19 protein-coding genes are annotated in these 18,856 nt (G+C 51.9%); 13 read left to right on the forward strand and 6 right to left on the reverse strand.

Annotation, left to right across the window (positions count from 1 at the left end):
* Positions 1–128: 128 nt before the first annotated feature.
* From accB to katA, 4 genes are all read left to right on the forward strand, one after another.
* On the forward strand, positions 129–587 hold the full coding sequence (gene accB, locus HMPREF3139_RS03505; protein WP_049350800.1) for an acetyl-CoA carboxylase biotin carboxyl carrier protein: 459 nt from the start codon (positions 129–131) through the stop codon (positions 585–587).
* A gap of 71 nt (positions 588–658) precedes the next feature.
* Positions 659–853: a YqaE/Pmp3 family membrane protein gene (locus tag HMPREF3139_RS03510; protein ID WP_039862547.1), complete on the forward strand. Its 195-nt coding sequence runs from the start codon at positions 659–661 to the stop codon at positions 851–853.
* Positions 854–881: 28 nt separating this feature from the next.
* A complete protein-coding gene (accC, locus tag HMPREF3139_RS03515) occupies positions 882–2,243 on the forward strand; it encodes an acetyl-CoA carboxylase biotin carboxylase subunit (RefSeq protein ID WP_070460540.1) in 1,362 nt (453 codons plus the stop codon).
* A gap of 304 nt (positions 2,244–2,547) precedes the next feature.
* Positions 2,548–4,062 carry a catalase KatA gene (katA, locus tag HMPREF3139_RS03520; RefSeq protein WP_070460541.1) on the forward strand — a complete coding sequence of 505 codons (1,515 nt, stop codon included), beginning with the start codon at positions 2,548–2,550 and terminating at the stop codon, positions 4,060–4,062.
* Between the two features lie 307 nt (positions 4,063–4,369).
* Here the strand turns inward: katA and groL are convergent, their stop codons facing one another.
* Both groL and groES read right to left on the reverse strand, forming a co-directional pair.
* Entirely contained in the window at positions 4,370–6,004 is a 1,635-nt protein-coding gene (groL, locus tag HMPREF3139_RS03525; protein ID WP_070460543.1) for a chaperonin GroEL, read from the reverse strand.
* A 98-nt stretch (positions 6,005–6,102) separates the two neighbouring features.
* Positions 6,103–6,390, reverse strand: coding sequence for a co-chaperone GroES (gene groES / locus HMPREF3139_RS03530; protein WP_003684150.1), 288 nt, complete (start codon positions 6,388–6,390; stop codon positions 6,103–6,105).
* A gap of 416 nt (positions 6,391–6,806) precedes the next feature.
* Here groES and HMPREF3139_RS03535 point away from each other — a divergent pair, with 416 nt between their 5' ends.
* From HMPREF3139_RS03535 to HMPREF3139_RS03560, 6 genes are all read left to right on the forward strand, one after another.
* Entirely contained in the window at positions 6,807–8,909 is a 2,103-nt protein-coding gene (locus HMPREF3139_RS03535; RefSeq protein ID WP_070460546.1) for a TonB-dependent siderophore receptor, read from the forward strand.
* A gap of 115 nt (positions 8,910–9,024) precedes the next feature.
* Positions 9,025–9,987, forward strand: coding sequence for a siderophore ABC transporter substrate-binding protein (locus HMPREF3139_RS03540; protein ID WP_070460548.1), 963 nt, complete (start codon positions 9,025–9,027; stop codon positions 9,985–9,987).
* A 230-nt stretch (positions 9,988–10,217) separates the two neighbouring features.
* Positions 10,218–11,186, forward strand: a complete 969-nt coding sequence (locus HMPREF3139_RS03545; protein ID WP_070460550.1) for an ABC transporter permease — start codon at positions 10,218–10,220, stop codon at positions 11,184–11,186.
* Complete coding sequence (locus tag HMPREF3139_RS03550) at positions 11,176–12,147, forward strand: iron chelate uptake ABC transporter family permease subunit (RefSeq protein ID WP_070460552.1); 972 nt, start codon at positions 11,176–11,178, stop codon at positions 12,145–12,147. The genes HMPREF3139_RS03545 and HMPREF3139_RS03550 overlap by 11 nt, the downstream gene beginning before the upstream one ends.
* Positions 12,148–12,235: 88 nt before the next feature.
* Positions 12,236–12,862 (forward strand): FmdE family protein, encoded by a 627-nt coding sequence (locus tag HMPREF3139_RS03555; RefSeq protein WP_070460554.1) that lies wholly within the window; start codon positions 12,236–12,238, stop codon positions 12,860–12,862.
* 83 nt (positions 12,863–12,945) lie between these two features.
* Positions 12,946–13,704, forward strand: coding sequence for an iron ABC transporter ATP-binding protein (locus tag HMPREF3139_RS03560; protein ID WP_070460556.1), 759 nt, complete (start codon positions 12,946–12,948; stop codon positions 13,702–13,704).
* Between the two features lie 68 nt (positions 13,705–13,772).
* Here the strand turns inward: HMPREF3139_RS03560 and HMPREF3139_RS03565 are convergent, their stop codons facing one another.
* The 4 genes from HMPREF3139_RS03565 to HMPREF3139_RS03580 form a co-directional block, all read right to left on the reverse strand.
* Positions 13,773–15,065, reverse strand: coding sequence for a valine--pyruvate transaminase (locus tag HMPREF3139_RS03565; RefSeq protein WP_070460558.1), 1,293 nt, complete (start codon positions 15,063–15,065; stop codon positions 13,773–13,775).
* 140 nt (positions 15,066–15,205) lie between these two features.
* Positions 15,206–15,364, reverse strand: coding sequence for a DUF1328 domain-containing protein (locus tag HMPREF3139_RS03570; RefSeq protein WP_039862543.1), 159 nt, complete (start codon positions 15,362–15,364; stop codon positions 15,206–15,208).
* Between the two features lie 71 nt (positions 15,365–15,435).
* Positions 15,436–15,630, reverse strand: a complete 195-nt coding sequence (locus tag HMPREF3139_RS03575) for a CsbD family protein (RefSeq protein WP_070460560.1) — start codon at positions 15,628–15,630, stop codon at positions 15,436–15,438.
* A gap of 301 nt (positions 15,631–15,931) precedes the next feature.
* Positions 15,932–16,231 (reverse strand): porin, encoded by a 300-nt coding sequence (locus tag HMPREF3139_RS03580; RefSeq protein ID WP_070460562.1) that lies wholly within the window; start codon positions 16,229–16,231, stop codon positions 15,932–15,934.
* Between the two features lie 94 nt (positions 16,232–16,325).
* Between HMPREF3139_RS03580 and HMPREF3139_RS03585 the strand changes: the two genes are divergently transcribed.
* The 3 genes from HMPREF3139_RS03585 (at position 16,326) to HMPREF3139_RS03595 (ending at position 18,674) form a co-directional block, all read left to right on the forward strand.
* The gene (locus HMPREF3139_RS03585; RefSeq protein ID WP_070460564.1) at positions 16,326–17,156 is read left to right on the forward strand and encodes a carbon-nitrogen hydrolase family protein; all 831 of its coding nucleotides are present in this window, start codon (positions 16,326–16,328) and stop codon (positions 17,154–17,156) included.
* Between the two features lie 9 nt (positions 17,157–17,165).
* Positions 17,166–17,711, forward strand: a complete 546-nt coding sequence (gene ruvC, locus HMPREF3139_RS03590; protein WP_003684216.1) for a crossover junction endodeoxyribonuclease RuvC — start codon at positions 17,166–17,168, stop codon at positions 17,709–17,711.
* A 78-nt stretch (positions 17,712–17,789) separates the two neighbouring features.
* Entirely contained in the window at positions 17,790–18,674 is an 885-nt protein-coding gene (locus HMPREF3139_RS03595) for a lipid A biosynthesis lauroyl acyltransferase (protein ID WP_256388722.1), read from the forward strand.
* Positions 18,675–18,856: the final 182 nt, after the last annotated feature.

Raw genomic sequence — 18,856 nt, forward strand, 5'->3', positions numbered from 1 at the left:
TCCGCCCTGTTCCGACATTATTTAAACGCCGGATGGCAAACCTACCTTCCGACGTCTCAGGAAATCATCTAAAACCACAGCGGCGCATACCCAATATGCACTTTATGCCGCGCTAAAAAGGAAAAGCAATGGATTTGCGTAAATTAAAAAAACTGATTGATTTGGTCGAAGAATCAGGCATTGCAGAAATTGAAGTTACCGAAGGCGAAGAAAAAGTCCGCATTACGCGCACCACTGCCGCCGCAGCTCCTATTTATGCTGCTCCGGCACCTGCCGCAGCCGCTCCGGTTGCCGCCCCTGCCGCTGCTCCGGCCGCAGCCGCTCCAGCTGCCGCCCCTGCCGCTCGCGATTTGTCCAACGCGCAGAAATCGCCTATGGTCGGTACGTTCTACCGCGCCCCCGGCCCGAACGCCGCCGCTTTCGTCGAAGTAGGTAAACAAGTAAAAGCCGGCGATACTTTGTGCATCATCGAAGCCATGAAGCTGATGAACGAAATCGAAGCCGAGAAATCCGGTGTCGTTAAAGAAATTCTGGTTGAAAACGGTACTCCGGTCGAATACGGCGAGCCGCTCTTCATCATTGAATAATCCGTTTTTTCAGACGGCCTTTATCTTTAAGGCCGTCTGAAATTCCTTTTTCTGTTCATTAAGGACAAACCATGCGTCTGATTTTGGCTATTTTCTTGCCATGGCTGCAGTTTTTCACCATCGGCCGTCCGTTTGCAGGCATCATCTGTCTGATTCTGCAATGTACGCTGGTTGGCTGGATACCGGCAGCCATGTGGTCGGTTTACGCTTTGAGCCAATACAAAACCGACCAGAAAATCCGCAACGCATTAGGCGGCCGCCAATAGGCCGTCTGAACCATCCGGAAAGATTATCATGCTGAAAAAAGTATTGATCGCCAACCGGGGCGAAATCGCCCTGCGCGTCCTGCGTGCCTGCCGTGAAATGGGCATCGCCACCGTCGCCGTCCATTCCGAAGCCGACAAAGACAGCCTGCACGTCAAACTCGCCGACGAATCCGTGTGCATCGGCCCTGCCGCATCCGCACAAAGCTACCTCAACATTCCCGCCCTCATCGCAGCTGCCGAAGTCACCGAAGCCGACGGCATCCACCCGGGCTACGGCTTCCTCGCCGAAAACGCCAATTTTGCCGAACAAGTCGAACAATCCGGCTTTGTCTTCATCGGCCCTAAAGCCGACACCATCCGTCTGATGGGCGACAAAGTATCCGCTAAACACGCCATGATCGAAGCCGGCGTGCCTTGCGTTCCCGGCTCTGAAGGCGCATTGCCGGACGACGGCGAAGAAATCCTCAAAATTGCCGATAAAGTCGGTTATCCCGTCATTATCAAAGCATCCGGCGGTGGCGGCGGTCGCGGTATGCGCGTCGTCGAGAAAAAAGAAGACCTCCTCCAGTCTGTCGAAATGACCAAAGCCGAAGCAGGCGCGGCATTCGGCAACCCGATGGTTTACATGGAACGCTATCTGCAACGTCCGCGCCACGTCGAAATCCAAGTGATTGCCGACGAACACGGCAACGCCATCTACCTCGCCGAGCGCGACTGCTCCATGCAGCGCCGCCACCAAAAAGTCATCGAAGAAGCACCGGCTCCGTTCATCACTGAAGAAGAACGCGCCAAAATTGGCAAAGCCTGTGCCGACGCTTGCAAACGCATCGGCTATCGTGGCGCAGGTACGTTTGAATTCCTGTACGAAGACGGCGAATTCTTCTTTATCGAGATGAACACACGCGTTCAGGTTGAGCATCCGGTTACCGAGCTCATCACCGGCGTGGACATCGTCCAAGAGCAATTACGCATCGCATCCGGCCTGCCTTTGCAATACAAACAGGAAGACATTCAAGTCGAAGGCCACGCGTTTGAGTGCCGTATCAACGCCGAAGACCCGTACAACTTCATTCCAAGTCCGGGCCTGATTGAAAGCTGCCACCTGCCCGGCGGCTTCGGCATCCGCGTCGACAGCCATATCTACCAAGGCTACCGCATCCCTCCTTACTACGACAGCCTGATCGGCAAAATCTGCGTCGTCGGTAAAGACCGCGACCAAGCCATGGCAAAAATGCGCGTAGCCCTTGCCGAGCTGGCGATTACCGGCATCAAAACCAACACGCCGCTGCATCGCGACTTGTTCAGTGATCCAGGCTTCCAAAAAGGTGGCGTCAGCATCCACTACTTGGAACATTGGTTGGAAGAACGCAAAGCCAAACTGGATAAATAATCCTTTGTTTTGACTAAAAATAAGGCCGTCTGAAACATAAAATAAAGTTTCAGACGGCCTTTTTTCACAATTAAATTATTTATTAAAACTAATGATATTTAATAATTGATTTGTTATATCTATTCTAAATCGGTTTCATAGTTCCAATAGTTAAAACCTTTCTGTATAGTTGTTTTAATAGTTAACAGCAAAAGGAAATAAAATGTCGATACAAGAAATTTATGAGAATCAAGAAACCGGCTACGAATATGCCTTCCGGCAAATCGTTTTATAAACCACTGACCATTTTGCAAAGGAAATCATCATGACTACCTCCAAATGCCCAGTTACCCACCTGACCATGAACAACGGCGCACCTGTTGCCGACAATCAAAACAGCCTGACCGCAGGCGCGCGCGGCCCGTTGCTGGCGCAGGATTTGTGGCTGAATGAAAAACTCGCCGACTTCGTGCGCGAAGTCATCCCCGAACGCCGTATGCACGCCAAAGGTTCGGGCGCGTTCGGTACGTTCACCGTGACACACGACATCACGAAATACACCCGCGCCAAAATCTTCAGCGAAGTCGGCAAAAAAACCGAGATGTTCGCCCGTTTCACCACCGTGGCAGGCGAGCGCGGCGCAGCCGATGCGGAACGCGACATCCGCGGCTTTGCGTTGAAGTTTTATACCGAAGAAGGCAACTGGGATATGGTTGGGAACAACACGCCTGTGTTCTTCCTGCGCGACCCGCGCAAATTCCCCGACTTGAACAAGGCGGTCAAACGCGACCCGCGCACCAATATGCGCTCCGCCACGAACAACTGGGACTTCTGGACGCTGCTGCCCGAAGCCCTGCACCAAGTTACCATCGTCATGAGCGACCGCGGCATCCCTGCCAGCTACCGCCATATGCACGGCTTCGGTTCGCATACATACAGCTTCTGGAACGAAGCGGGTGAACGTTTTTGGGTGAAATTCCATTTCCGCAGCCAACAAGGCATTAAAAACCTGACCAACGAAGAGGCCGCCAAAATCATCGCCGACGACCGCGAAAGCCACCAGCGCGACCTGTACGAAGCCATCGAACGCGGCGAGTTTCCAAAATGGACGATGTATATCCAAGTCATGCCTGAAGCCGATGCGGAAAAAGTGCCTTATCATCCTTTCGATTTGACCAAAGTTTGGCCGAAAAAAGACTATCCGCTGATTGAAGTGGGCGAATTCGAGTTGAACCGCAATCCCGAAAACTTCTTCGCCGATGTGGAACAATCCGCCTTCGCCCCGAGCAATCTTGTGCCCGGCATCGGCGCCAGCCCCGACAAAATGCTGCAAGCCCGTTTGTTCAATTACGCCGACGCGCAACGCTACCGCTTGGGGGTAAACTTCCGCCAAATCCCCGTCAATCGCCCGCGTTGCCCCGTCCACAGCAACCAGCGCGACGGACAAGGCCGTGCCGACGGCAACTACGGCAGCCTGCCGCACTACGAACCCAACAGCTTCGGCCAATGGCAGCAACAGCCCGACTTCGCCGAACCGCCTCTGAAAATCAACGGCGATGCGACGCACTGGGACTACCGCCAAGACGATGACGACTATTTCAGCCAACCGCGCGCTTTGTTTAACCTGATGAACGACGCGCAGAAACAGGCTTTGTTCGACAACACCGCCGCAGCCATGGGCGACGCCCCCGACTTCATCAAATACCGCCACATCCGCAACTGCCACCGTTGCGATCCGGCATACGGCGAAGGCGTAGCCAAAGCCCTTGGACTGACTGTCGAAGATGCCCAAGCGGCACGAGCCAACGACCCGGCTTTAGGTCAACCTGGTTTACTGTAAGGAGGCATTATGTGGATAGAAATTGAAGAAATCTTGTCTCAAGCTGTCCGATACAGCCGTTCAAGCAAAAAGTAACGGTTTAGATCATTAATCAGGCCGTCTGAAACGCAAAATAAAGTTTCAGACGGCCTTTTTTTGATGATGAAGTTTATTTGATTGCTTCTGATTCAATGGAACTGGCTACCCTTATTTCTCTGTAAATCATGGCATGCCCTCTGCACCATCTCACGCTTTCCACTGGCAAATAAAAAACCGCACGGCTGATTACCGTGCGGTTTTGCTTTTTGTCTGAAGGTTTCAGACGGCCTTACATCATGCCGCCCATACCACCCATGCCGCCCATATCAGGCATAGCAGGTTTTTCTTCAGGGATTTCAGCGATCATGCAGTCTGTGGTCAGCATCAGGCCGGCGATAGATGCGGCGTGTTGCAACGCAGAACGGGTTACTTTGGCTGGGTCGAGTACGCCCATTTCGATCATGTCGCCGTATTCGCCGGAGCCTGCGTTGTAACCGTAGTTGCCTTTGCCTTCCAGCACTTTGTTCACGACCACGCTAGGTTCGCCGCCTGCGTTGGCAACGATTTGACGCAGAGGAGACTCAACGGCGCGCAAGACGATTTGTACGCCTGCGTCTTGGTCGGCATTGCCGGTGTGCAGGTTTTCCAAAGCGGCACGTGCGCGCAACAGGGCTACGCCGCCGCCTGCAACCACGCCTTCTTCAACGGCTGCGCGGGTAGCGTGCAGCGCGTCTTCCACGCGATCTTTTTTCTCTTTCATTTCCACTTCGGTAGCGGCACCGACTTTGATCACTGCCACACCGCCGGCCAATTTAGCCACGCGCTCTTGCAGTTTTTCTTTGTCGTATTCGCTGGTTGCGGTTTCAATTTGTTGGCGGATTTCAGCAACACGCGCTTCGATTTGGGCTGCGTCGCCGAAGCCGTCGATGATGGTGGTGTTTTCTTTAACGATTTCGATGCGTTTGGCTTGACCCAAGTCGTCCAAAGTCGCTTTTTCCAGAGACAGGCCGACTTCTTCGGAAATTACCACGCCGCCGGTCAGGATAGCGATGTCTTGCAACATGGCTTTGCGGCGGTCGCCGAAGCCAGGGGCTTTAACGGCAACGGTTTTCAGAATACCGCGGATGTTGTTCACCACCAAAGTCGCCAAGGCTTCGCCTTCTACGTCTTCAGCGATAATCAAGAGCGGACGGCTGGCTTTGGCCACTTGTTCCAAAACAGGCAACAAATCGCGAATGTTGCTGATTTTTTTGTCGAACAACAATACAAACGGATTGTCCAAAGCAGCGATTTGTTTTTCAGCGTCGTTAATGAAGTAAGGGGACAGATAGCCGCGGTCGAACTGCATACCTTCAACCACGTCCAGCTCGTTTTCCAAAGATTTGCCGTCTTCAACGGTAATCACGCCTTCTTTGCCGACTTTTTCCATCGCTTCGGCGATAATCGCGCCGACTTGTTCGTCAGAGTTGGCGGAAATAGAGCCGACTTGGGCAATTTCTTTAGAAGTATCGCAAGGTTTGGCGATGTTTTTCAGCTCGTCAACCAAAGCGGCAACGGCTTTATCGATACCGCGTTTCAGGTCGGTCGGGTTCATGCCGGCGGTCACGTATTTCATGCCTTCGGCAACGATGGATTGCGCCAATACGGTTGCAGTAGTGGTACCGTCGCCTGCTACGTCGTTGGTTTTAGACGCCACTTCTTTCACCATTTGCGCGCCCATGTTTTCGAATTTGTCTTTCAATTCGATTTCTTTTGCAACAGACACACCGTCTTTAGTGATGTGCGGGCCGCCGAAAGCGCGGTCAAGTACCACGTTGCGGCCTTTAGGGCCCAAAGTTACGCGTACGGCGTTTGCCAATACATTGACGCCGTTTACCATTTTTTGGCGAACTTCATTGCCGAATTGTACGTCTTTTGCTGCCATTTAAATTCTCCAAATCAATATTAAAAATCTGTTCGAGGCCGTCTGAAAACTTCATGTTTGATTCAGACGGCCTTTGGTTCTGAAACTTAATTCAATAATTATTCAACGATACCGAAGATGTCTTCTTCACGCATTACCAACAGCTCTTCGCCGTCGGCTTTTACAGTTTGGCCGCTGTATTTGCCGAAGATCACTTTGTCGCCGACTTTGACATCCAGCGGACGGCGCTCACCGTCTTTACCGATTTTGCCCGCACCCACGGCGATTACTTCGCCCATGTCGGGTTTTTCAGCAGCCGCACCCGGCAAAACGATGCCGGAGGCGGTTTTTTCTTCAGCTTCTAAGCGTTTGACGACTACGCGGTCGTGTAAAGGGCGGATGGTCATGTCTTAATGCTCCGATAAATAAATAGATTGAAAACAATTGTCTGTCGGACATGACAGACACGGTTTGCTTGAAAATAGCGGCACACTTAGTAGAAAGCCTGCCGTAATGGCGGGTAGATTTGGGTTGTTTGCGACAAATTCAAGGGAAAAAGTAAAAATTTCTATGTAGTCTTTCCAAATATTTTCATACGCAAAAATGCCCGATCACTTATTTTTCAGACGGCCTGACATACAAACTGCAAAATTCGTTTAAAAACAACACAATTTCTTTACAAATGCAACACAACTCTTTACAACTATTTCTTTTTAATGCATTATTATAAATGATGATTATTCTTAATTGCATATTTTAAAGATAATTTCTCTTTATTTGCTTTTATTTTTTATTACTGTCATTTTATTAAGGACATTTCTCAATGAATACGCCCCTGTTTCGACTGAGCCTGCTGTCACTGACACTGGCGGCCGGTTTTGCACACGCAGAAAATGAAGCCAAAGACAATGTTGTGCTTGATACCGTTACCGTTAAAGGTGACCGCCAAGGCAGCAAAATCAAAACCAATATCGTCACCCTTCGTCAAAAAGACGAAAGCACATCAACCGATTTGCGCGAATTATTAAAAGAAGAACCTGCCATCGATTTCGGCGGCGGTAACGGCACATCCCAACACATGACCTTGCGCGGCATGGGTCAGAACTCTGTCGACATCAAGGTGGACAACGCCTATTCCGACAGCCAAATACTGTATCACCAAGGCCGTTTCATCATCGACCCTGCGCTGGTCAAAATCGTCTCCGTACAGAAAGGCGCGGGCTCGGCATCTGCCGGTATTGGTGCGACCAACGGCGCGATTATTACTAAAACAGTCGATGCCGAAGACTTGCTAAAAGGTTTGGACAAAAACTGGGGCGTGCGCCTCAGCAGCGGCTATGCCAGCAATGACGGCGTAAACTACGGCGCCAGCGTGTTCGGAAAAGCCGGCAACTTCGACGGCTTATTCTCTTACAACCGCAACGATGAAAAAGATTACGAAGCAGGTAAAGGCTACAAAAGTCCCAACGGCGGCAAAACCGTACCTTACAGCGCACTGGACAAACGCAGCTACCTGGCCAAAATCGGAACAACCTTCGGCGACGGCGACCACCGCATCGTGTTGAGCCACATGAAAGACCAGCACCGGGGCATCCGTACTGTGCGTGAAGAGTTTACAATCTTCGAGTCCAACCCTGCAAAAGACAGGCAGAAACCCTCATACCGTGAAACTACCCAATCCAACACCAACTTGGAGTACACGGGTAAAAACCTGGGCTTTGTCGAAAAACTGAACGCCAACGCCTATGTGTTGGAAAACGAACGCTATTCCGCCGATGACAGCGGCAGCGGTTACGCAGGCAATGTGGCAGGTCCGACCACAACCAAAATCACCACCAAAGGTGCAAATATCAACTTCGACAGCCGCCTTGCCGAAAAAACCCTGTTGAAATACGGTGTCAACTACCGCCATCAGGAAATCAAACCTCATACCTTCCTGAATTCGCAATACACCAGCACCAATGCCGCCCTGCAAAGTCTGGTACGCGGATACAGCCTGACCAACCCGACCAAAACCGATTACGGCGTGTATGTCGAAGCCATCCAAGATATCGGCGATGTTACCCTGACCGGCGGTCTGCGTTACGACCATTTCGATATCAAAACCCATGACGGCAAATCGGTTTCAGACGGCAAAGTCAACCCGAGTCTGGGCGTAATTTACCAACCTGTCGAAAACTTGAGCTTCAGCGTAAGCCACAACTACGCCAGCCGCAGCCCGCGCCTGTATGACGCGCTGCAAACCCACGGCAAACGCGGCATCATCTCGATTGCCGACGGCACTAAAGCTGAACGCGCGCGCAATACCGAAATCGGCTTCAACTACAACGACGGCACGTTTGCCGCAAACGGCAGCTACTTCTGGCAGACCATCAAAGACGCGCTTGCCAATCCGCAAAACCGCCACGACTCTGTCGCCATCCGTGAAGCCGTCAACGCCGGCTACGTCAAAAACCACGGTTACGAATTAGGCGCGTCCTACCGTACAGGCGGCCTGACTGCCAAAGTCGGCGTAAGCCACAGCAAACCGCGTTTTTACGATACGCACAAAGATAAATTGTTAAGCGCGAACCCCGAGTTTGGCGCACAAACCGGCCGCACTTGGACGGCCTCCCTTGCCTACCGCTTCCAAAATCCGAATCTGGAAATCGGCTGGCGCGGACGCTATGTTCAAAAAGCCGTGGGTTCGATATTGGTGGCAGGTCAAAAAGGTCGCGACGGCAAACTGGAAAACGTTGTACGCCAAGGTTTCGGTGTGAACGATGTCTTCGCCAACTGGAAACCGCTGGGCAAAGACACGCTCAATGTCAATCTTTCAGTCAACAACGTGTTTAACAAGTTCTACTATCCGCACAGCCAACGCTGGACCAATACCCTACCAGGTACCGGACGTGATGTACGCTTGGGCGTGAACTACCGCTTCTAAGCAATCAGCTTGAAAAAGCCGTCTGAAAACAAAAGTTTTCAGACGGCATCTAGCTTTATAATCCGATACAAGTTATCATTTCGATTTACTTTATTTCCGACTACGGAGAAACTCTATGTTACGTTTGACCGCTTTAGCCGTATGCTGCACCCTCGCTTTGGGTGCGTGTTCACCAAAAGATTCTGCTTCCAATCAGGCGCAAACTGCTTCCGCTTCTGCCGCACAAACCGAAGGTGCAAGCCTGACCATTAAAACGGCTCGCGGCGATGCGAAAGTGCCGCAAAATCCAGAGCGTATCGCCGTTTACGATTTGGGCATGCTCGATACTTTAAACAAACTGGGCGTGAAAACCGGTTTGTCCGTCGACAAAAACCGCCTGCCCTACTTGGACGAATATTTCAAAACCACGAAACCTGCCGGCACGCAGTTTGAGCCTGACTACGAAGCACTCAACGCTTACAAACCGCAGCTCATCATCATCGGCAGCCGTGCAGCCAAAGCGTTTGACAAGTTGAACGAGATCGCACCGACCATCGAGATGACCGCCGAAACCGCCAATCTGAAAGAAAGCTCAAAAGAGCGCATCGACGCACTGGGTCAAATCTTCGGCAAACAGGCCGAAGCGGACAAGCTGAAAGCGGAAATCGATGCTTCGTTTGAAGCGGCGAAAACTGCTGCGCAAGGCAAAGGCAAGGGTTTGGTGGTATTGGTCAACGGCGGTAAGATGTCGGCTTTCGGCCCTTCCTCACGTTTGGGCGGTTGGTTGCATAAAGACATCGGCGTTCCCGCTGTTGATGAATCGATTAAAGAAGGCAGCCACGGCCAGCCTATCAGCTTTGAATACCTGAAAGAGAAAAACCCTGATTGGCTGTTTGTTTTGGACCGCAGCGCGGCCATCGGCGAAGAAGGTCAGGCTGCGAAAGATGTGTTGAACAATCCACTGGTTGCCGAAACAACCGCTTGGAAAAAAGGACAGGTGGTTTACCTTGTTCCTGAAACTTATTTGGCAGCCGGCGGCGCGCAAGAATTGCTGAATGCTTCCAAACAGGTAAGCGATGCGTTTAATGCAGCCAAATAATTCGGTGCGGGCATAGCCGCCCGCTTCTTTCAGACGGCCTGAAAGGTTTGATGATGCACAGGATCAAGCTGCTTGACCTGAAGTCATTGGATTTGGGCCGTCTGAAAATACATGGTGCAAATGGACAATTTTTGCCTGTTTGCATCTGTTTTTATGATGGGCAAACCTGCCTTTTTTGCCAAATACCTTAACCCTTCTTTCAGACGGCCTTATTTTTTCCGAACCATTTTATGTTTCACAAACCTTCATTTTTAAATGCGGTCAACGGTGTGGCGCTGCTGATATTGTTTGCCGTCAGCCTGTCGGTCGGCGTGGCCGAATTCAAATGGTCCGCCCTGTTTTCGCTATCCGACAGTCAACAGGTCATGTTCATCAGCCGCCTGCCGCGCACGTTTGCGATTGTGCTGACGGGTGCGTCGATGTCGGTGGCCGGTATGATTATGCAGATTTTGATGCGCAACCGTTTTGTCGAACCGTCGATGGTGGGCGCAAGCCAAAGCGCGGCTTTGGGTTTGCTGTTGATGACCCTGCTGCTTCCGGCCGCGCCGCTGCTGGCAAAAATGTCGGTTGCCGCCGTTGCCGCGCTGATCGGGATGTTGGTCTTTATGCTGCTGATCCGCCGCCTGCCGCCGACCGCGCAACTGATGGTGCCTTTAGTCGGGATTATTTTCGGCGGTGTGATTGAAGCGGTGGCCACCTTTATCGCGTATGAAAACGAAATGTTGCAAATGCTCGGCGTGTGGCAACAGGGCGATTTTTCCGGCGTATTGCTCGGGCGGTATGAATTGTTGTGGGCAACGGGGATTTTGGCTTTGTTTGCCTATTTGATTGCTGACCAGCTGACAATTTTGGGTTTGGGCGAAACGGTGAGCGTGAACTTGGGGCTGAACCGGACGGCGATTCTGTGGTCGGGGCTGATTATTGTGGCGCTGATTACGTCTTTGGTGGTCGTGACAGTCGGCAATATTCCGTTTATCGGCTTGGTCGTGCCGAACATCATCAGCCGCCTGATGGGCGACAAACTGCGTCAAAGCCTGCCTGCGGTGGCCTTGCTGGGCGCGTCTTTGGTGTTGCTGTGCGATATTGTCGGACGCGTGATTGTGTTTCCGTTTGAAATTCCGGTCTCTACGGTTTTTGGTGTGATGGGGACGGCTTTGTTTTTGTGGCTTTTATTAAGGAAACCTGCTCATGCCGTCTGAAAAAAATATCGGTTTTATGGCAGGAAGCAGCCGTCCGTTGTGGGTGGCCTTTGCGCTGTTGCTGGTTTCCTGTGTTCTGTTTATGACGCTCAACGTCAAAGGCGATTGGGACTTTGTCTTGCACCTGCGCCTGACCAAGCTTGCCGCGCTGCTGATGGTCGCCTATGCGGTCGGCGTGTCCACTCAACTCTTCCAAACGCTGACCAACAACCCGATTCTGACCCCTTCGATTTTGGGTTTCGATTCGCTGTATGTGTTTTTGCAGACCTTGCTGGTGTTTACGCTCGGCGGCGTGGGCTATGCTTCCCTGCCGTTGACGGGAAAATTCGGCTTTGAACTGGTCGTCATGATGGGCGGCTCGCTGCTGCTGTTCTACACGCTTATCAAACAGGGCGGACGCGATTTGTCGCGCATGATTTTAATCGGCGTGATTTTCGGGATTTTGTTCCGCAGCCTGTCATCGCTGCTTTCGCGCATGATTGATCCCGAAGAATTTACCGCCGCGCAGGCGAATATGTTTGCCACCTTCAATACTGTCCATTCAGAATTGTTGGGCATCGGCGCAATCGTGTTGCTCATCAGCGCCGCCGTGATCTGGCGCGAACGCCATCGCCTCGATGTTTACCTACTCGGCCGCAATCAAGCCGTCAATTTGGGCATCAACTACACGCGCAACACCTTATGGCTGCTGTTGTGGATCGCCGCGCTGGTTGCGACCGCCACTGCCGTTGTCGGCCCAGTGAGCTTTTTCGGCCTGCTGGTTGCCGCGCTGGCCAACCATTTTTCCCCGTCGGTAAAACATTCCGTCCGCCTGCCCATGACTTTTTGTGTCGGCGGCATCCTGTTGGTCGGCGGGCAAACCATCTTCGAACACTTCCTCGGCATGCAGGCTGTATTGAGCGTGGTCGTCGAATTTGCAGGCGGATTGGTATTTTTATATTTGGTGTTGAAAAAGAAATAAATTAAACGTGCCCAACCGCTCGCAAAAATAAACTCAGGCCGTCTGAAACCTTCAGACGGCCTAAGCAAACCCATAAAGGACAACCCTCATGACACAAGAACGCCTCCCTTCATTCTTCGATAATGCCCCGACCATTACCGTCCAAGACGCATTGGCCGACTTCCTCGGCGCAGCCGAAAACGGCACCCTCACTTACCGCTACGCCGATGCCGTGCGCCTGTGCGGCCACTCCTGCCCGACTGTCGCCGGTGCCTACCTGATGGTGGTCAAAGGCCTGAAAGCCCTTTACGGCGTAGAGCTGCCGCAACGCGGCGACATCGAAGCCTTTATGCAGGGCGAGCGTGACGAAGGCACGACCGGCGTGACCGCTTCCGTCGTCCAACTCCTTACCGGTGCGGCACCTGAAACCGGCTTTGGCGGCGTAGGCCCAGCCGGGCGCTTTGCCCGCCGCCACCTCTTGTCCTTTGGTGCAGGCGAAATCAACGGCACACTCGCGCTCCGCCGCCGCGATACCGGCAAAACCGTTGCCGTCAGCCTCAACGCCGCGCTCCAACCCTTTGCGCCGCAAATGCGCGACATCATGCCCAAAGCCGTCAGTGGCAGCGCAAGTGCCGACGAACTCAAACAATTCGGCGAGCTTTGGCAAGAACGCGTTCGCGCCTTCCTGATTGACCAAGCCGACAATCCCGAATTTGTCACCGTCAGTGAAATCTAAAAACACCATACAGGAATAAAATTCAGACGGCCTCATGCTGAAAGGCTGTCTGAAACCCCAACTTCCCATTTTCGGACCCGCCTATGATTACCATCCGCAACGTCAGCCACACCATCGGCAGCAACCCCATCCTCAACGACGTCAGCCTCGACATTCCCGAAGGCGGCATTACCGCGCTGATCGGCCCGAACGGCGCAGGCAAGTCCACCCTCCTCTCCTTTATGGCGCGCCTGCAGCCCTTGATACACGGCAACATCAGCTACGCAGGCAAAGACATCAAAACCACCCCCACCGCCGAACTCGCCCGCACGCTCTCCATCCTCACCCAAGAAAACAGCATCATGAGCCGCATTACCGTGCGCGACCTGCTCATGTTCGGCCGTTATCCCTACCACCAAGGCAGGCCGTCTGAAAACGACAAAACCATCGTCGAAGAAGCGCTTGCCGAGTTCCACCTGCAAGACTTTGCCGACCGTTACCTGACCGAGCTTTCCGGCGGCCAACGCCAACGCGCCATGATTGCCATGGTATTCTGCCAGCGCACCGACTACGTTTTACTCGACGAACCGCTGAACAACCTCGACATGTATCATGCCCGCTCCCTCATGCAGATCCTGCGCCGGCTGACCGACGAACACAAACGCACCACCGTCGTCGTCCTGCACGATATCAACCAGGCCGCCGCCTACGCCGATTACGTCGTCGCCATGAAAAACGGCCAAGTCGCCATGCAGGGCAAGCCCAACGATATTTTCACCGCCGAAAACATCAAAACCTTATTCGATATGGACGTCAACGTCCTCGATTACGAAGGCAAAAAACTGGTTATCCACCATATCTAAATCCGACAAAAAGGCCGTCTGAAACCCGATTGTTCAGGTTTCAGACGGCCTTTGTCTATTCACAGCATTTATTTTTTATCGTACAAACCGCGCACCACGCGACCGATCGCGGCAATGCCTTTTTCCAGCGTTTCCGCATCCTGCGCAATGCTCATACGGATACACTCGTGTGCGTGCGGATAGTCTTGCCTATCAATGCCGACAAAGAAATGCTCGCCCGGAATAATCAGCGTGCCTTCAGCCTTGAGCATTTCGTACAAGGTTTGCGACGAAACAGGCAGGTTTTCAAACCAAAGCCACAAGAAAATCGCACCTTCAGGCTTATGAATTTTCAACGGATACGCACCCAACTCACGCTTGAGCAGGGAGACCGCCGTTTGCGCCTGCCGACGGTAAAACGGCTGAATCACTTGGTCGGCCAGCTGTTTCAGACGGCCGTCGTTTAACAGCGGAGCCGCAATCGCCGCGCCGAAACGCGTAGGCGACAAGTTCACAATCGCATTCAAACTGCTGACGGCTTTGACCACTTCCGGCGCGGCGACAATAATGCCGGTACGCACACCGGGCAGGCCGATTTTAGAAAGGCTGAAGCAGAGGATAATGTTTTCGTGCCAGTTGAGCGTCACATCGCTGTAAATAATATTCGGGAACGGCATTCCGTAAGCGTTGTCGATAATCAGCGGAATCCCGTGTTCCTGCGCCAAAGCTTCCAAACGCGCCATCTCGCCGTCGGTCAGCACATTACCGGTCGGGTTGGTCGGGCGCGAACAGCAAATCGCACCGATTTTGCCCTCTTTCAATTCAGGCAGGCTCTCCAGCGCGTCAAAGTCCACGCGGTATTTGAAGAAACCCGCTTTGCCTTCGTGTTCGACATTTTCGATTTTCGGCTTCACCGAAATAAAATGCTGCCCTTCGACATGCACGTCGGCATAACCGATATATTCAGGCGCAAGCGGCAACAAAATCGCTTTTTCAGCCGTTTGGCTGTTTGAAAGATTGAATTTGCCGCCAAACAGGTTGAACAAATAGAAAAACGCGTTTTGCGAACCATTGGTCAACGCGATATTGTCCGCCGTCAGATTCCAGCCGTATTCGCGGTTGAGAAACTCAGTCAAAGCCGCAATCAGCGCCGCATCGCCCTGCGGATTGGAATAATTGCCGATATTCTCAACAGCGTGTTCCGCTGCCAACTTGGAAAACACATCGGCGAACACCGCATTGACTTCAGCGATCCGCGCCGGATTGCCGCCGCCGAGCATGTTGACGGGCTTGTCGCTTTTGAGCGCGTCGCCCAAATCGTCCATCAACTGCAAAATACCGCTGTGTTGTGTGAATTTTTCGCCGAATGCTGAAAACTGCATGGAAACTCCGTTGCTGGGTGTGTAAAAAAATAAACCGCTATTATAAGAACAAAGGCCGTCTGAAAACCAGTTATCCTGATTTTTCAGACGGCCTATTTGACGGAATGGTGGCTTGATACAACCTTATTGGTCTACAGGTATTATTTCTTCCTGCCAAAAATCAATGATATTACCGACAAGATCAAAAAACCGGCAAATAAAATTTTGGCTATGCCTGCCGCACTACCTGCAATACCACCGAAACCTAATACAGCCGCAATAATAGCGATTATAAAGAAAACGATCGAATAATGAAGCATGATTTTTTCCTTTCGGTTTATATAAAAACAGTCGAGTGAGACACGACCGTTTATTGGGAAATTCAACGGTCTTAGCTGTTCAACCAATCATCAATTTCTTTTTCAGCTTCATCTTTAGTGCGACCGTAACGCTCTTGGATTTTACCAGCCAACTGATCGCGCTTGCCTTCGATGATTTCTAAATCATCGTTTGTCAACTCGCCCCATTTTTCTTTGGCTTTACCTTTGAGTTGCTCCCATTTTCCTTTGATAATATCTTCATTCATGGTTATACCATCCTATCTTATTGATTAATATTTAACTCACGGATAAAACCGCTTGCATTTAACCTTACTTGATAATTTTTTAATTTGCAAGCAATGCCAATGCTGATTTTTTAATCAGCTACCCAATATTTTATTAATTTCATAAATAATCAATAAGTTATATAAAATTGTTAAATTTTGAAAATATTAAGATATTATTGATTACCGCCTTTTAAGTGTATTCTTTAAATCAATCGACCTCACTATAAAAAACAGGCCGTCTGAAAATCTTTCAGACGGCCTTTACTATCCAATCTTTCCTTTAACGGCCAAAATTCTCGCGGCGTTCGCGCCAGTCTTGGCGGATGGAGCCGCTTTTGCCGACCGGAGTATCTTGTTCGACTTCCCAAATAAAATTCGTTCCGCCACCAATCGGATGCGAACCGCGCAAGCCGATGTGGCTGCCTTGATCGGCAACGGCGGTTCGGCTATATGTTTGGCCGCCGAAACGGGTTTGCGAGGTTTCGATGCCGCTTTTGATGTTGCCGTAAAGCTGTACGTCGGCGTGTGCGGCAAGTGCGGCGGTGGAAAGTGCGGCAGTGAGGAGAAGTTTCAAGTTCATGGTTTATCCTTTTTTGGAGAGGAATTGTGTGACGATTGTATCGGCCTTGTGCGTAAACAAGTTACAATTCTTGCAAAATCTGACAGGAGTTTTGATGATGCGCTCTTTACGCGCCGCCGCTGTGCAAATGGTGTCGTCCACCGACCCCGAAACCAATATTGCCACCATGAAGTGCCTTGTCCGCGAGGCTGCCGAACAAGGGGCGGATTGGGTATTGCTACCCGAATATTGGCCGCTGATGGGCAAAAACGATACGGACAAGCTGGCATTTGCCGAGCCTTTGGACAACGAACTCGTTGGTAATACCTGCCACACCCGTTTTCAGACGGCCTTAAGCGAAACGGCAAGGGAATGCGGCGTGGTGTTGTTTGGCGGTACGGTTCCGTTGCAAAGCCCAAACACTGACAAGGTGATGAACACGATGCTGGTGTATGACCGCGACGGCAACCGAATCGGGCTTTACCACAAAATGCACCTGTTCGGCTTTTCCGGTTTGGGCGAACGCTACGCTGAAGCCGATACGATACTGGCGGGCAACGATGTGCCGAAGTTAAGCGTGGACGATGTTCCGCTGGCGGCCGGCGTCTGCTACGATTTGCGCTTTCCTGAATTTTTCCGCGCCCAGCAGCCGTTTGATGTTTTGCTGTTGCCGGCCGCGTTTACCTACACGACCGGCAAGGCGCACTGGGAATTGCTGCTGCGCGCCCGTGCGGTGGAAAACCAATGCTACGTCATTGCATCGGCACAAGGCGGACTGCATGAAAGCGGCCGCCGCACATTCGGCCACAGTATGATTATCGACCCTTGGGGCGATGTGTTGACGACGTTGCCTGAAGGCGAAGGCGTGATTTGTGCCGATTTGGATACTGCACGCCAGCAAAGCGTGCGCACGCGCCTGCCTGCCCTGAAACACCGATTACTTTAAACACGCACTATGTCCCAGTTCCAACCCACACGCATTCTCGGCATTGATCCCGGCAGTCGCGTGACCGGCTTCGGCGTGATTGATGTCCACGGCCGCGAGCATCATTATGTTGCTTCCGGCTGTATCAAAACGCCGACCGGCGCGTCGCTTTCCGAACGCATCGCCGTGATTGTCCGCCATATCGACGAAATCATCCGTCACTATCAGCCGCATCAAGCGGCCATCGAGCAAGTCTTCGTCAACGTCAACCCGGCCGCGACTTTGATGCTCGGTCAGGCACGCGGTGCGGCGATTGCCGCTTTAGTCATGCACGATTTGCCCGTATTTGAATACACCGCGCTTCAGGTCAAGCAGGCTGTGGTCGGCAAGGGCAAGGCCGCCAAAGAGCAGGTGCAGCATATGGTGGTCCAAATGCTTGCACTTTCAGGCACGCCTCAAGCCGATGCCGCCGACGGACTCGCCGTCGCCCTTACCCACGCCCTGCGCAATCACGGATTGGCTTCGCAACTCAACCCTGACGGCCTACAGGTCAAGCGCGGCCGTTTCCAATGGTAAGCCGACATTCAGGCCGTCTGAAATAGTGTTCCAGCCCGTTTTCAGACGGCCTTTCGGTTATAATAACCCTTTGCCCACATACAGCGAGCCTTCATGAAAGCCGCCTTCCTTTTTCTCTACCTCATCCGCCTGCTGCCTTTTTGCGTGTTGCACAAGATTGCCGACGCGATCGGCATTCTCGCTTATTACGCGGTCAAACCGCGCCGCAAAGTCGGCGAGGTCAACCTCAAAAAATGCTTTCCCGAGCTGAGCGACAGCCAGCGCACTGCCCTGCTCAAACGCCATTTCCAACACATGGCCAAGCTGATGCTCGAATACGGCCTCTACTGGTACGCGCCTGCGGACAAGCTGCGCTCGTTGGTACGCTATCAAGACAAACACCATCTCGATGAAGCCCTCGCCGCCGGCGAAAAAGTCATCATCCTCTATCCGCACTTTACCGCATTTGAAATGGCGGTTTACACGCTCAATCAGGATGTGCCGCTGACCAGCATGTATTCGCACCAAAAAAACAAAGCCCTGGACGAGCAAATCCTGAAAGGCCGCCATCGCTACAACAATGTGTTCCTGATCGGCCGCACAGAAGGCCTGCGCGCCATCATCAAACACCTGCGCAAAAGCGATGCGCCCTTTCTTTATCTGCCCGACCAAGACTTCGGCCGCAACGATTCCATTTTCGTCAATTTCTTCGGCATTCAGACGGCCACGATTACCGGCCTCAGCCGTATCGCCGGCATGACCAAAGCCAAAATCATTCCCGCCATCCCCACGCGCGAAGCCGACAATACCGTAACCCTGCGCTTCTATCCGGCTTGGGACAATTTCCCGACCGAAGATGTCGAAGCCGACACCCAGCGCATGAACGACTTCATCGAAGAGCGGGTACGCGAGCATCCCGAACAATATTTCTGGCTGCACAAACGCTTCAAAACCCGTCCCGAAGGCGAAAGCAGCTTTTATTGACTACATCGAATTACAATTTAAATATGCAAAAGCGGCAAAATCCTTCTTTCTCCGCTTTCTCATTTTAATTGAATCAAACCAAAATTCATGTTCGAATCCAAACAATCAAATAATATTCCGCTTTAAAAACAGATTTTTTCAGTGCAATTGAAACTTTCAAACAACCCTATATTTTTTCTCAA

The organism is Neisseria sp. HMSC15G01 (assembly GCF_001808255.1).
Classification (GTDB): domain Bacteria; phylum Pseudomonadota; class Gammaproteobacteria; order Burkholderiales; family Neisseriaceae; genus Neisseria; species Neisseria subflava_A.